The sequence below is a fragment of the Isoptericola maris genome, from assembly GCF_048065335.1.
In the GTDB taxonomy this organism is placed as follows: domain Bacteria; phylum Actinomycetota; class Actinomycetes; order Actinomycetales; family Cellulomonadaceae; genus Isoptericola; species Isoptericola rhizosphaerae.
In genome coordinates, this window is the sequence record NZ_JBLUNY010000002.1 from 269949 (window position 1) to 282341 (window position 12393).

Annotated in this window: 14 protein-coding genes; 6 read left to right on the forward strand and 8 right to left on the reverse strand. The window is 73.5% G+C overall.

Features of this window, described 5'->3' with window-relative positions; all coding sequences use genetic code 11:
* Positions 1 to 255: 255 nt before the first annotated feature.
* The gene (locus ACH5HR_RS05390) at positions 256 to 711 is read left to right on the forward strand and encodes a rhodanese-like domain-containing protein (protein ID WP_416476636.1); all 456 of its coding nucleotides are present in this window, start codon (positions 256 to 258) and stop codon (positions 709 to 711) included.
* Positions 708 to 1979, forward strand: a complete 1272-nt coding sequence (locus ACH5HR_RS05395) for an O-succinylhomoserine sulfhydrylase (RefSeq protein ID WP_416476637.1) — start codon at positions 708 to 710, stop codon at positions 1977 to 1979. The genes ACH5HR_RS05390 and ACH5HR_RS05395 overlap by 4 nt, the downstream gene beginning before the upstream one ends.
* A 44-nt stretch (positions 1980 to 2023) precedes the next feature.
* Here ACH5HR_RS05395 and ACH5HR_RS05400 read toward each other — a convergent pair whose 3' ends face one another.
* The gene (locus ACH5HR_RS05400; RefSeq protein WP_416476638.1) at positions 2024 to 3079 is read right to left on the reverse strand and encodes an aromatic acid exporter family protein; all 1056 of its coding nucleotides are present in this window, start codon (positions 3077 to 3079) and stop codon (positions 2024 to 2026) included.
* Positions 3080 to 3211: 132 nt separating this feature from the next.
* Between ACH5HR_RS05400 and ACH5HR_RS05405 the strand changes: the two genes are divergently transcribed.
* The 3 genes from ACH5HR_RS05405 to ACH5HR_RS05415 are packed head-to-tail and all read left to right on the forward strand — an operon-like array spanning position 3212 to position 5979.
* The gene (locus ACH5HR_RS05405) at positions 3212 to 4249 is read left to right on the forward strand and encodes an LLM class flavin-dependent oxidoreductase (RefSeq protein WP_416476639.1); all 1038 of its coding nucleotides are present in this window, start codon (positions 3212 to 3214) and stop codon (positions 4247 to 4249) included.
* A gap of 18 nt (positions 4250 to 4267) precedes the next feature.
* Positions 4268 to 5041, forward strand: coding sequence for an MBL fold metallo-hydrolase (locus tag ACH5HR_RS05410; RefSeq protein WP_416476640.1), 774 nt, complete (start codon positions 4268 to 4270; stop codon positions 5039 to 5041).
* 32 nt (positions 5042 to 5073) lie between these two features.
* Entirely contained in the window at positions 5074 to 5979 is a 906-nt protein-coding gene (locus ACH5HR_RS05415) for an LLM class flavin-dependent oxidoreductase (protein ID WP_416476641.1), read from the forward strand.
* Here the strand turns inward: ACH5HR_RS05415 and ACH5HR_RS05420 are convergent, their stop codons facing one another.
* The 7 genes from ACH5HR_RS05420 to ACH5HR_RS05450 all read right to left on the reverse strand — a co-directional run bounded on the left by ACH5HR_RS05420 (position 5980) and on the right by ACH5HR_RS05450 (position 11826).
* Positions 5980 to 6489 (reverse strand): GNAT family N-acetyltransferase, encoded by a 510-nt coding sequence (locus ACH5HR_RS05420; protein WP_402373537.1) that lies wholly within the window; start codon positions 6487 to 6489, stop codon positions 5980 to 5982.
* A gap of 16 nt (positions 6490 to 6505) precedes the next feature.
* Entirely contained in the window at positions 6506 to 7237 is a 732-nt protein-coding gene (gene purQ, locus ACH5HR_RS05425) for a phosphoribosylformylglycinamidine synthase subunit PurQ (protein ID WP_402373534.1), read from the reverse strand.
* On the reverse strand, positions 7237 to 7509 hold the full coding sequence (gene purS / locus ACH5HR_RS05430) for a phosphoribosylformylglycinamidine synthase subunit PurS (RefSeq protein ID WP_402373532.1): 273 nt from the start codon (positions 7507 to 7509) through the stop codon (positions 7237 to 7239). The genes purQ and purS overlap by 1 nt, the downstream gene beginning before the upstream one ends.
* 206 nt (positions 7510 to 7715) lie before the next feature.
* Entirely contained in the window at positions 7716 to 8693 is a 978-nt protein-coding gene (locus ACH5HR_RS05435; protein ID WP_416476643.1) for a phosphoribosylaminoimidazolesuccinocarboxamide synthase, read from the reverse strand.
* Complete coding sequence (purD, locus tag ACH5HR_RS05440) at positions 8690 to 9979, reverse strand: phosphoribosylamine--glycine ligase (RefSeq protein WP_416476645.1); 1290 nt, start codon at positions 9977 to 9979, stop codon at positions 8690 to 8692. Before purD ends, ACH5HR_RS05435 begins: the two co-directional genes overlap by 4 nt.
* A gap of 58 nt (positions 9980 to 10037) precedes the next feature.
* Positions 10038 to 11333, reverse strand: a complete 1296-nt coding sequence (locus tag ACH5HR_RS05445) for an adenylosuccinate synthase (protein ID WP_416476646.1) — start codon at positions 11331 to 11333, stop codon at positions 10038 to 10040.
* 115 nt (positions 11334 to 11448) lie between these two features.
* Positions 11449 to 11826, reverse strand: a complete 378-nt coding sequence (locus ACH5HR_RS05450; protein ID WP_402373522.1) for an STAS domain-containing protein — start codon at positions 11824 to 11826, stop codon at positions 11449 to 11451.
* A 113-nt stretch (positions 11827 to 11939) separates the two neighbouring features.
* On the opposite strand from ACH5HR_RS05450, the gene ACH5HR_RS05455 reads away from it, so the two are divergent.
* Positions 11940 to 12383 (forward strand): DUF3151 domain-containing protein, encoded by a 444-nt coding sequence (locus tag ACH5HR_RS05455; RefSeq protein ID WP_402373520.1) that lies wholly within the window; start codon positions 11940 to 11942, stop codon positions 12381 to 12383.
* The last annotated feature ends 10 nt before the right edge of the window (positions 12384 to 12393 follow it).

Sequence of the window (12393 nt, forward strand, 5' to 3'; positions counted from 1 at the left end):
CAGATTTACGGTCCTGTACACGACAGATCGACGTACCGCGGACCGGCCGGACTGAGACACGGCGTCCGGCCTGCGAGACGCCCGTCCCGCAGGCCGGACGCCGTGTCGTACGATCGCGGTGACCATCCCGAGCGGCCGAGTGACGTGGCACGTCGACGCCGCAGCAACCCGCGGGACCTCGCCGCCGTCGTCGGCCGACGCGACAGCGAGGGACCGGGCGTGGGTGCTACCGCCACGACCGATGGGAGGAGTGCCATGACCGCACCGCTCGAACCGATCGAACCTCGCCCCGCCGAGGGCTACGCCGGGGACATCACGCCGCAGCAGGCGTGGGACCTGCTCGCCGCCGATCCCGACGCCGTCCTCGTCGACGTCCGCACCGACGGCGAGTGGCACGCCGTCGGCGTCCCCGACGTCGGCGAGCTGGGCAAGGAACCCGTCCTCAGCCAGTGGGTGACGGCCGACGGCCGACCCAACCCCGGCTTCCTCACCGAGCTCGAGACCGCCGGCGTGGGCCCCGGCCGCCCCGTGGTGTTCCTGTGCAGGTCGGGCCAGCGCTCCATCGGCGCCGCCCGGCTCGCCACGTCCGCCGGGATCAGCCCCTCCTACAACGTCCTGGAGGGCTTCGAGGGCGCACCCGGGTTCGGCGGGGTCCGCGACCAGACCGGCTGGAAGGTCCGCGGGCTCCCCCACCAGGAGCACACCCCGTGAACCGCGCCGACATCCCGACCGGCCCCGGCGCCAACCCCACGCTGCTCGGCGGTGCCGGTCACCGGCCGCTGCCCGCGTCGGCCCGCCCCGCCACGCTGGCCGTGCGCGGTGGCCACCGTCGCTCGGACTTCTCCGAGACGTCCGAGGCGATGTTCCTCACGCAGGGGTACACGTACGACACCGCCGCCGACGCCGAGGCAGCGTTCACCGGAGACCACTCCCGGTTCGTGTACTCCCGCTACGGCAACCCGACCGTGCGCACGTTCGAGGAGCGGCTGCGACTGATCGAGGGCGCCGAGGCGTGCTACGCCACGACGACCGGCATGTCTGCCGTGTTCACCACGCTCGCGGCGCTGGTGTCCAGCGGCTCGCGCATCGTCTCCGCCCGCGCGCTCTTCGGCTCCACCAACGTCATCTACGACGAGATCCTCGCCAAGTGGGGCGTGCACGTGGACCTCGTCGACGGGCACGTCGACTCGCAGTGGGAGGAGGCGCTCGCCACGCCGGCCGACGTCGTCTTCTTCGAGACGCCGTCGAACCCCATGCAGGACCTGGTGGACGTGCGGCGCGTGTGCGAGCTCGCCCACGCGGCGGGCGCCGTCGTCGTCGTCGACAACGTGTTCGCCACGCCGATCCTGCAGAAGCCCTTCGAGCTGGGCGCCGACGTCGTCGTCTACTCCGCGACCAAACACATCGACGGTCAGGGGCGCGTGCTCGGCGGGGCGATCCTCGGACCGGAGGAGTTCCTGTCCGGGCCGGTCGAGACGTTCCTGCGGCACACCGGGCCGTCGCTGAGCCCGTTCAACGCCTGGGTGCTGCTCAAGGGCCTGGAGACGCTGGACGTGCGCGTCCGCGCCCAGAACGCGGCCGCGCTCCAGGTCGCCGAGCACCTCGAGGCGGCCGACGGCGTCACGCGGGTGCGCTATCCGTTCCTGGCCTCGCACCCCCAGCACGAGCTGGCCGTCGCGCAGCAGACGGGCGGCGGCACCGTGGTGACGTTCGATCTCGACGTGCCCACCGGGAGCGCGCCCGAGGAGGCCAAGAAGCGCGCCTTCGCGTTCCTCGACGCGCTGCAGATCGTGGACATCTCGAACAACCTCGGCGACGCGAAGTCCCTGATCACCCACCCGGCGACCACCACCCACCGGCGCCTCGGGGCCGCGGGGCGTGCCGCCGTCGGGATCCACGAGACCACCGTGCGCCTGTCGGTCGGCCTGGAGGACCCGCTGGACGTCATCGAGGACGTCGAGCAGGCGCTGCGGGCCTGACCCGCGAGCCGTGCACGAGCCGGGCACGTCCCGTCCCCGCCGGCTCACCTCCGGAACGCGTCGGCAGCACGCTGCAGGGCGACAGCCAGTGCCCCGGCCACGAGCTCCGCGTCGTTCTGCGGACCCTCCTGACGCGCTTGTCCGGTGAACGACCGTGCCACCTCGTCGAACCGGTCGGCCAGCTCCTGACGGTCCGGGTCCCACGCGTGCGCACGCAGCAGCTTGACGAGCGCCCGCAGCACGTCGGCGAACGACCGGCGCAGCGGATCGCCCAGATCGACCGGGTCCCCGGTGTCCATGAGCAGACTGATGGCCTGGTCCAACGACGCGGCCACCGTCTCGAGCTCCTTGACGCGGACCTGCTGCCTCCGGGTCCACTCCCGGTGCCGACGCACCCGAGGGTTCGCCCGCTCCGCCTCGCGCGTACGACGCGCCGACCGCCGGCCCTGCTCGAGCACCCGGTCCATCGTCTGACGACGGCGGTTCCACTCGTCGACGGACAGCGTCTCTGCCTCCCCGACCTCGTCCGCCAGATCCTCCGCCTGGTCCGCCAGGACGTTGCTGAGCCGGTCGAGCGCGTCCTCGGTGGGCGTGAGCGGCAACGGCGGCAGCGCCAGGTTGACGCCGATCCCGATCGCGGCACCGGCGGCGACGAGGCCGGCGAACGATCCCACGTACTCCAGGGCGTCAGCGTTGCCGAGGATGAGCACGAAGATGGCCGACGTCGCGACCCAGTTGCCCATCTCGCCGAAGAACCGCCAGCCCGAGATGAGCAGCGCGGCACCCACCACCACGGCCACCGCCGGCGCACCCGGCGCCAGGAACGCGTCGGCAGCACGCGCGATGCCCGCCCCGACCAGGACCGCCAAGGTGACCTGGGCGGAGTCGCGCACGGAACGCACCAGCGTGCTGGTGGTCGCGATGACCGCCCCGAGCGGCGCGTAGTACGGGTACTCCGACAGCGGCGCCGGGGCGATGAGCCCGACGTACCAGGCGATCCCCGCGGCGATCGCCCCGCGGGTCGCCAACGACCACCGCGGGTGGCGCAACCATGCGCGGTGCGCGGCGTTGAGCCCCCCGGTGATCCTGCGGGCAACCATGTTCCTCCTCGTCGCCGTACCGGTCCCCGCTGATCGTGGGCACGACCGACGGTCGCCGCATCCGGGGGCGTCCTCGGGGTCTCCTGCACGGCGGGCGGATGATTCCGTGGCCCGTGACGGTTGCTCCAGACGATGAGCACCTCACCCTCCCTCTCCGTCCTGGACCTGGTCCCCGTGCGCACCGGGCAGACGAGCGCCCAGGCGCTGGCCTCCTCGCTCGAGCTCGTCGCGCGCGCCGACGAGCTCGGGTACGAGCGCTACTGGTTCGCCGAGCACCACAACATGGCCGCCGTCGCGGCCTCGACGCCACCCGTCATGATCGCGGCCGCGGCCGCCCGCACGTCGCGGATCCGCGTCGGCTCGGGCGGTGTCATGCTCCCCAACCACGCTCCGCTGGTGGTCGCCGAGCAGTTCGCCGCACTGGAAGCCCTCGCCCCGGGCCGGATCGACCTCGGCATCGGCCGCGCGCCCGGCTCCGACCCCGTGGTGACGGCGCTGCTGCGCGCGTCCGGACCGACGTCGGACGTCGAGCGGTTCCCCGAGCACGTGCAGAACATCCTCGCGCTCATGGAGCCCGACGGCGCCCGGCTGCGGCTGACCGACGGCAAGATCTACGACGTGCGCGCCACCCCCGCGGCCACCGGCTCCCCGACCGTGTGGCTGCTCGGCTCGAGCGACTACTCGGCACGCCTCGCCGCGGAGCTCGGCCTACCGTACGTGTTCGCCAACCACTTCTCCGGCGCCGGCATCGACCAGGTGCTCGCGCTGTACCGCGACGGCTACCGGCCGAGCGACGCGCACCCGGAGCCGCGGACGTTCCTCACCGTCAACGCCGTCGTGGCCCCCACGCTCAACGAGGCGGAGGAGCGCGCCCTCCCCCAGCTGCGGGCGATGGCCCGGTTGCGGACCGGCAGGCCGATGGGACGTGCCGAGACCGTCGAGGAGGCGCTCGCGACCCCGCTGGACGGGCTCGGCCAGCAGATGGTCGACGACATGCGGTCCCGCTGGGTGGTCGGCGAGCCGGAGGTCGCCCGTCAGGAGGTCGCGGACCTCGCCGCGCGGCACGGCGCCGGCGAGGTCATGGTGGTCCCCGTGGCCGGCACGTACGCCGGCGAGCCGCTGGAAGCCACCCCCGGCCGCGTGCAGACCCTGGAGCTGCTCGCGGGCTGAGCGCGGACCCGTGCCACGATGGGCAGCGTGACACGTTCGGTGACGGTGCGGCGCGCGGACAACCCCGGCCCGATGACCCTGGACGGCACCCGCTCGGTGCTGCTGCGAGCGCCGGGCTCGCCGTCGTGCGTGGTGGTGGACCCCGGGCCCGACGACGGCACCCACCTGCGCGCGCTGGCCGCGGCCGGCCCGGTGTCCCTGGTGCTGATCACGCACCGGCACCCCGACCACACGGCCGGGTCGCCGCGCCTGCGCGAGCTGACCGGCGCGCCGGTGCGGGCGGCGGACCCGGAGCACTGCCACGGCGGGGCGCCGCTGCGCGACGGCGAGACGATCGAGGCCGCCGGCCTACGGGTCCAGGTGGTCGCCACCCCGGGACACACCCTGGACTCCGTCTCGTTCGTGGTCGAGAGCCCCGGCGAGGCGCCCGTGCTGCTCACCGGGGACACGGTGCTGGGCCGTGGCACCACCGTCATCGCGGAGCCGGACGGGTCCCTCGCCGACTACCTGGCCAGCCTCGACATCCTGGAACGCCTGGGTGACGGACGCCGTGCGGTCCCGGCGCACGGCCCCGAGATCGACGACCTCGGGGTCGCCGTACGCGCCTACCGCGCACACCGCCTGGAACGACTGGCCCAGGTGCGCGCGGCGCTGGACATCCTCGGCCCCGCTCGAGACGCGACCGTCGACGACGTCGTCGCCCACGTGTACGCGGACGTCGACCCCGCCGTGCTGCCCGCCGCGCGCCAGTCCGTCGCGGCACAGCTCGACTACCTGCGCGAGCACGGCTGAGCGCGGTGGGCGGCGACCGGCATGATGGAGGCATGACGTCAGCCACGCCGCACCGTCCACCGACGCCCCGGCTCGGGGTCGCCTTCGTCCCGACCTACCCGCCCGAGAGCCTGCGCACGCTGGCCACCGCCGTCGAGGCCGCCGGTCTGGACGACCTGTGGGTCTGGGAGGACTGCTTCGAGCAGAGCGGTCTCGCCTCGGCGGCCGCCGCACTGGCGTGGACCGACCGGGTCCGTGTCGGCCTCGGGCTCATGCCCGCGCCGCTGCGCAGCACCGCGATCACCGCGATGGAGATCGCGACGCTCGCGCGGATGTTCCCCGGCCGGTTCGTGCCGGCCGTCGGGCACGGGGTGCAGGAGTGGATGGCGCAGTCCGGCGTCAAGGTGGGCTCGCCGCTGACGCTGCTGCGCGAGACGACCCACGCGCTCCACCGGCTCCTGGCCGGCGAGGAGGTGACGACGTCGGGCCGCTACGTGAACCTGGAGGCCGTCCGCCTCGGCTGGCCCCCCGCCGACGGCGTGCCGATCTGGCTGGGCGGCGTCGGGCCGCGCTCCCTCGCGCTGGCCGGCGAGGTGGGCGACGGGCTGATCCTGGCCAACGCCCTCACACCCGACGACGTCCGCGCGGCGGTCGGTACGGCCCGGGACGCTGCTCGGGCGGCCGGGCGGGAGCTGACCGACGTGCACGCCACGCTCATCTGCGCGACCGGCCCGGGCGCCGAGGAGCGCCTGGCGCGGGAGCTGCCGCGGTGGGGCGCCGCGCCCGACCGGGGCATCGGTGCCGCCGGGGACGCCGCAGCCGTCGCCGCGGGCGTCCGGGCGCTCACCGACGCGGGGGCCACCGCCGTCGCGATCCAGCCGACGGCGGACGAACCGGACCTGGCCGGCTTCGTCGAGCTGCTCGGACGCGAGGTGCGTCCGCTGCTCGGCGAGGAGTGATCAGAGGCGCTTGCCGTAGCAGCGCTGGTCCGCCTCGCCCGCGTACCGTCCGTAGGCCTCGATCTGCTCGTAGCCCAGCGCGGGGTACAGGGCCATCGCCTCCGGCTGCGCCGTCCCGGTCTCCAGGACGAGCTGCCGGAAGCCTGCCTGCCGGGCGACCCGCTCGAGCTCACCCATCAGTCGACGGGCGACGCCGCGGCCCCGGTAGCCGTCGAGCACGTAGACCCGCTTGACCTCTCCGGTGGCGGCGGGGTGCGTGGCGCCCCGGCCGCGCCGGTCGTCGGTGCCGGAGACGTCCCGGACGCTGCCGCAGCCCACCGCGACGCCGTCGACCCGCGCCAGCAGGGTCACGACGATGCTCGCCGGGTCGATGACCTCCTTCGCGTCCTCGTCCCCGCCGTAGCGACGCCCGAGGTCCGCGACGGCCTCGGCCCGGAGCGCGACGACGTCGGCGTCGTCCCACGGGACCTCGACCAGCTCGACGACGTCGGTACCCACCTCGGCAGTCATATAGCGCTCCTCGCGGTCATGCGTGGACGAGAGAGGCCAGCACGGAGGTGAAGAAGCCCAGGCCGTCGGTCCCGGCACGCCGGCCGTCGGCGCTGTCCGGGCCGAAGCCGGCCTCGACGGCGTGCTCGGGGTGCGGCATCAGACCGACCACGTTGCCCGCCGCGTTGCTGATCCCCGCGATGTCGCGGCGCGACCCGTTCGGGTTGGTCCCCACGTAACGGAACGCGACCCGGCCCTCCCCCTCGAGCTCGTCGAGGGTGCGCTCGTCGGCGACGAACTGGCCGTCCTGGTTCTTCAACGGGATCGTGATCTGCTGGCCCACGCTGTACCGGTTGGTCCAGGCGGTCCCGGCGTTCTCGACCGAGAGGATCTGCTCGCGGCACACGAAGTGCAGATGGTCGTTCTTGACCATCGAGCCCGGCAGCAGGTGCGCCTCGGTGAGGACCTGGAAGCCGTTGCAGATACCGAGCACGGGCATCCCGCCCCGCGCGGCGTCGACGACGGCGTCCATGGCGGGCGCGAACCGGGAGATCGCCCCCGCACGCAGGTAGTCGCCGTAGGAGAACCCGCCCGGCAGCACGACCGCGTCGACACCCTGCAGGTCGCCGTCGGCGTGGAACAGCGACACCGGTTCACCGCCCGCGAGGCGCACGGCGCGGGCCGCGTCCCGGTCGTCCAGCGTGCCGGGGAAGGTGATGACGCCGATGCGGGCGCTGCTCAACGTCGTCCCCGCGGTGTCGGCGCTCATCAGGCGGACACCTCGGTGGACTCCTCGGAGGCGTCGGCGACGCGCACGACGTCCTCGATGACCGGGTTGGACAGCAGCGTCCCGGCGGCCTGGCGGGCGGCCTCGAGCACCTCGGGCGTCACCTCGCCGTCGACCTCGAGCTCGAACCGCTTGCCCTGACGGACACCGGAGAACTGGGTGAAGCCAAGGCGCGGCAGCGCCCCGACCACGGCCTTGCCCTGGGGGTCCAGGATCTCGGGCTTGGGCATGACCTCGACGACGACGCGTCCCACTACGGGCTCCTCAGGGGCTCTGCACGGGCCGTCGCTCCGGGATCCCGGTCCACGCGAGCGGTACGACGCGAGACGGGCGGGAGCACGACGGCGGGATTCCGCTGTCAGTCTACCCGTCGTCTCGTGCGGGCCCTCGTCCCGTCCACGTCCCGACACCGCCAGGGTCGCTGCCGACCCGGCAGGCACGACGCCGGGGCGCTGAGCGGTCAGGCCAGCGCCGCGCCCGTGATCCGCTCGTACGCCTCGAGGTAGCGGTCGCGGGTGCGGCGCACGACGTCGGCGGGCAGCGCGGGCGGCTCGGCACCGGACGCGCGGTCCCAGCCGGACGCGGCCGAGGTGAGCCAGTCGCGCACGAACTGCTTGTCGAAGCTCGGCTGCGCCCGGCCCGGCTCCCAGGAGTCGGCCGGCCAGAACCGCGAGCTGTCCGGGGTGAGCACCTCGTCGCCGAGGACGATCCGCCCCGCGTCCGTGCCGCCGTCGGGCACCGTGCCGAACTCCAGCTTGGTGTCGGCGAGGACGACGCCGCGCTCCCGGGCGATCTGCTCGGCGCGGGAGTACACCGCGAGGGTGAGGTCGCGCAGGCGAGCGGCGTCCTCGCCGCCGATCCGCCGCGCCACCTCGTCGAACGGCACGTTCTCGTCGTGCTCCCCCACCTCCGCCTTGGTGGCCGGCGTGAAGATCGGCTCCGGCAGCCGGGAGCCGTCCACGAGGCCGTCCGGCAGCGGGATGCCGGTCACCTCGCCGTTCGTCCGGTACTCCGCGAGCCCCGAGCCGGTGAGGTAGCCACGGGCCACGCACTCCACGGGGAACATGTCGAGGCGGCGGCAGATCATCGCGCGGCCGACGACGACGTCCGGCACCAGCCCGTCGCCCGGCTCGGCGCTGGGCTCGGTGGTCACCACGTGGTTGTCCACCAGGTCGGCGAGCTGCTCGAACCACCACAGGCTGAGCTGGGTGAGCACCACACCCTTGTCGGGGATGCCCGGGGTCAGCACGTGGTCGTAGGCGGAGACGCGGTCGCTCGCGACGACGAGGACCACGTCTCCCAGCGGGTGCGCCCCGCCGAGCCTCGGCAGGTCCGGCTCGTACAGGTCGCGGACCTTGCCGGAGTAGACGTGCCGCCAGCACGGCAGGTCCAGCGGGCCGCCGTCGAAGGCGTCGGGCGTGGGGCGCGCGTCGCTCACGGGACCTCCACCTCGCCGCGCTCGGCCGTCAGGGCGATGTCGGTGCGGTGGTGCGAGCCCGGCAGGTCGACCCGGGCGACTCCCGCGTACGACGCCGCCCGGGCTGCCGCGAGGTCGTCGCCCCGTCCCACCACGGACAGGACGCGACCGCCTGCGCTGACGAGCGCGCCGTCGGACACCGCGGTGCCGGCGTGCAGCACGTGCACGCCGTCCAGCGCGGCCGCAGCGTCGATCCCGCTGATCGGGTCGCCCTTGCGGGGTGACTCGGGGTAGCCCTGCGAGGCCACGACCACGTTGACGACGGCGTCGTCCGTCCAGCTCAGTGGTTCGATCTCGGAGAGCCGCCCCTGGGCCGCGGCCAGCAGCACGCCCGACAGCGGCGTGCGCAGCCGCGCGAGCACGGCCTGGATCTCCGGGTCGCCGAAGCGCACGTTGAACTCGACCACCCGGGTGCCCCGCGAGGTCAGCGCGAGCCCCACGTACAGCACGCCCGTGAACGGGGTGCCGCGGCGGGCCATCTCGTCGACGGTGGGCTGGGCGATACGGTCGACCACCTCTCCCACCAGCCCTGACGGTGCCCAGTCGAGCGGGGTGTAGGCGCCCATGCCGCCCGTGTTGGGCCCGGCGTCGTCGTCCCCGACCCGCTTGAAGTCCTGGGCGGGCACCATCGGCACCACCGTGGCGCCGTCGCACACGCAGAACAGGGACACCTCGGGACCGTCCAGGTACTCCTCGATCACGACGGTGCGCGCGTCGCCACGCGCGGCCAGGGAGGCCCGTGCGTGCTCGACGGCGGCGTCCCGGTCGTCGGTCACCACGACGCCCTTGCCGGCCGCCAGGCCGTCGTCCTTGACGACGAACGGCGGTCCGAAGGCGTCAAGGGCCGCGGTGACCTCGTCGAGGGTGGTGCACACGTGGGCCATCGCCGTCGGCACGTTCGCGGTGGCCATGACCTCCTTGGCGAAGGCCTTCGAGCCCTCCAGGCGGGCGGCCTCCGCGGACGGCCCGAACACCGGGACGCCCGCGTCCCGCACGGCGTCGGCGACCCCGGCCACCAGCGGCGCCTCGGGGCCGACCACGACGAGGTCCACGCCCAGCGAGGTGGCGAGCGCGGCGACCGCGGCGCCGTCCGTCGCGTCGACGGGGTGCAGGGTGGCGTGCCCGCCGATGCCCGGGTTGCCGGGCGCGGCGTGCAGCTCGTTCGCGGTGTCGACCGCCGGCTCCGCGGCGAGGGAGTGGACGATGGCGTGCTCGCGAGCACCGTTCCCGACGACGAGGATCTTCACGGGCAGCCAGTGTAGGTGGCGACGCCGGTTGCGCCAGAGCGTCTCATCGGAGCTCGCCTCAGGCCCGCGGGTGGATCAGGTCGTGGATGCCGATGATCTCGTCACGCCGCGGGCCGACGCCGATGGCCGACACGCGGCAGCCCGAGATCTCCTCGAGCCGGCGGACGTACCGCTGGGCGTTCACCGGCAGGTCGGCGAAGGACCGGCACTGCGAGATGTCCTCCCACCAGCCGTCGAGCTCCTCGTAGATCGGCTTCGCGTGGTGGAACGCCGTCTGGTCGATCGGCATCTCGTCGTACCGCTCGCCGTCGACGTCGTACGCGACGCAGACCGGGACCTTCTCCAGGCCGGTCAGCACGTCGAGCTTGGTCAGCACGAGGTCCGTCAGGCCGTTGACGCGTGCGGCATAGCGCGAGATGACGGCGTCGTACCAGCCGCAGCGGCGCGGCCGCCCGGTGGTCACGCCGAACTCGCCGCCGGCCTTCTGCAGGTAGGCGCCCATGTCGTCGAAGAGCTCCGTGGGGAACGGCCCCTCGCCCACCCGGGTGGTGTACGCCTTGACCACGCCGATCACGGAGTCGACCCGCGTGGGCCCGACGCCGGAGCCCGTCACCGCGCCACCGGCCGTCGCGTTCGACGACGTGACGAACGGGTACGTGCCGTGGTCGACGTCGAGCATCGTGGCCTGGCCGCCCTCGAAGAGCACGGTCTCGCCGCGGTCGAGCGCCTGGTTCAGGGCCAGGCCGGTGTCGGCCACCATCGGCCGGAGCCGCTCCGCGTGCTGCAGCAGGTCGTCGAGCGTCTCCTGCACCTCGATGGCCCGGCGGTTGTAGACCTTCACCAGCAGGTGGTTCTTCTGGTCGAGCGCGCCCTCGATCTTCTCCGCGAGGATCTTCTCGTCGAAGAGGTCCGCGACGCGCAGGCCGACACGGTTGATCTTGTCCGCGTACGCGGGCCCGATGCCTCGGCCCGTCGTGCCGATGCGGCGCTTGCCCAGGAACCGCTCGGTCACCTTGTCGACGGTGCGGTGGTAGCCGGCGATGACGTGCGCACCGGACGAGACGAGCAGGCGGGAGACGTCCACACCCCGCTCGATCAGCCCGTCCAGCTCCTCGAAGAGGACCTCGATGTCCACCACGACGCCGTTCGAGATGACCGGCGTGACGCCGGGCGACAGGATGCCGGACGGCAGGAGGTGCAGGGCGTACTTCTCGTCCCCGATGACGACGGTGTGCCCGGCGTTGTTCCCACCGTTGAACTTGACCACGTAGTCGACGCGGTCTCCGAGAAGATCGGTCGCCTTCCCCTTGCCCTCATCGCCCCACTGGGCGCCGACGAGCACCACGGCTGGCATGGATCAACTCTCCTCGTGAATCGGTGAGCCCGGGGACTGCCGCCGGGCTCACCGAAGTTTACCCGGCCATGACCTGGGCCCCGGCGGGGACGACGCCGGACGGCCGGACGGCGCGTCAGGACGGCCGCGGGCGTTGCGGCAGCTGGACCGGCGTCGCGCCGGTGGACGTGTCCGACGGCTCGCACTGGTGGTCGTGGTCGATGCGGAACAGGTCGAGGGCGCCGCAGACCTCCAGCACGAACAGGTCGCGCTCGTCGGCTCCGCGCAGCACCGTCGCACCTCCCCGCTTGCGGCCGGAGTCGGCCAGGGAGATGAGGAACGCCGCCCCCGTGGAGTCCATGAACGTGACCCCGCACATGTCGATCACCAGCAGCTGCCGGCGCAGCCCCACCACCCGCGCCGCAATCTCGGGGAACTGATCTCGTTCGGCAAGATCCAGGTCCCCGGCGATCACGAGCGTCGTCGTCGTCGAGGACGTCGCGATCTCGATCATGCGCACGAGACTACCCGCGTCCAGCGCTCGACGACCCCTCGAAGCCGCATCTCGCCGCTCACCCCCGGTGGACAGCGTGTGCGGCGCGTCGATCGCCTGGGACAATGGTCGGCATGAGCACCTCCCAGCCTGTGGAAAACCTTCTCGGTGGGCCGCCCCCGACGCACCTGCCGGACGAGCACGCCGCATCGCGGGCCGCCCTCGAGGAGGGTCAGAACCCCGCCCACGTCGCCGCCGCGGACCCGGCGTCGAGCCTCGCGTGGGCAGTCCTGGCCGAGCAGACGCTCGACGGTGGCGACGACGTCGTCCACGCGGTGACCGCCTACGCCTACGCCCGCACCGGCTACCACCGCGGGCTCGACGCGCTGCGTCGCGCCGGCTGGCGCGGCCAGGGGAAGATCCCCGCCGACCATCTCCCCAACCAGGGGTTCCTCCGGGCGCTGCTCGCCCTGTCCCGGGCCGCCGACCGGATCGGGGAGGACGCCGAGGCCCACCGGTGCGCCCAGTTCCTCGTCGACGCCGGCACCTCCGCGAGCGAGGTGCGCGCGCTGAGCTGAGCCGCCCGGC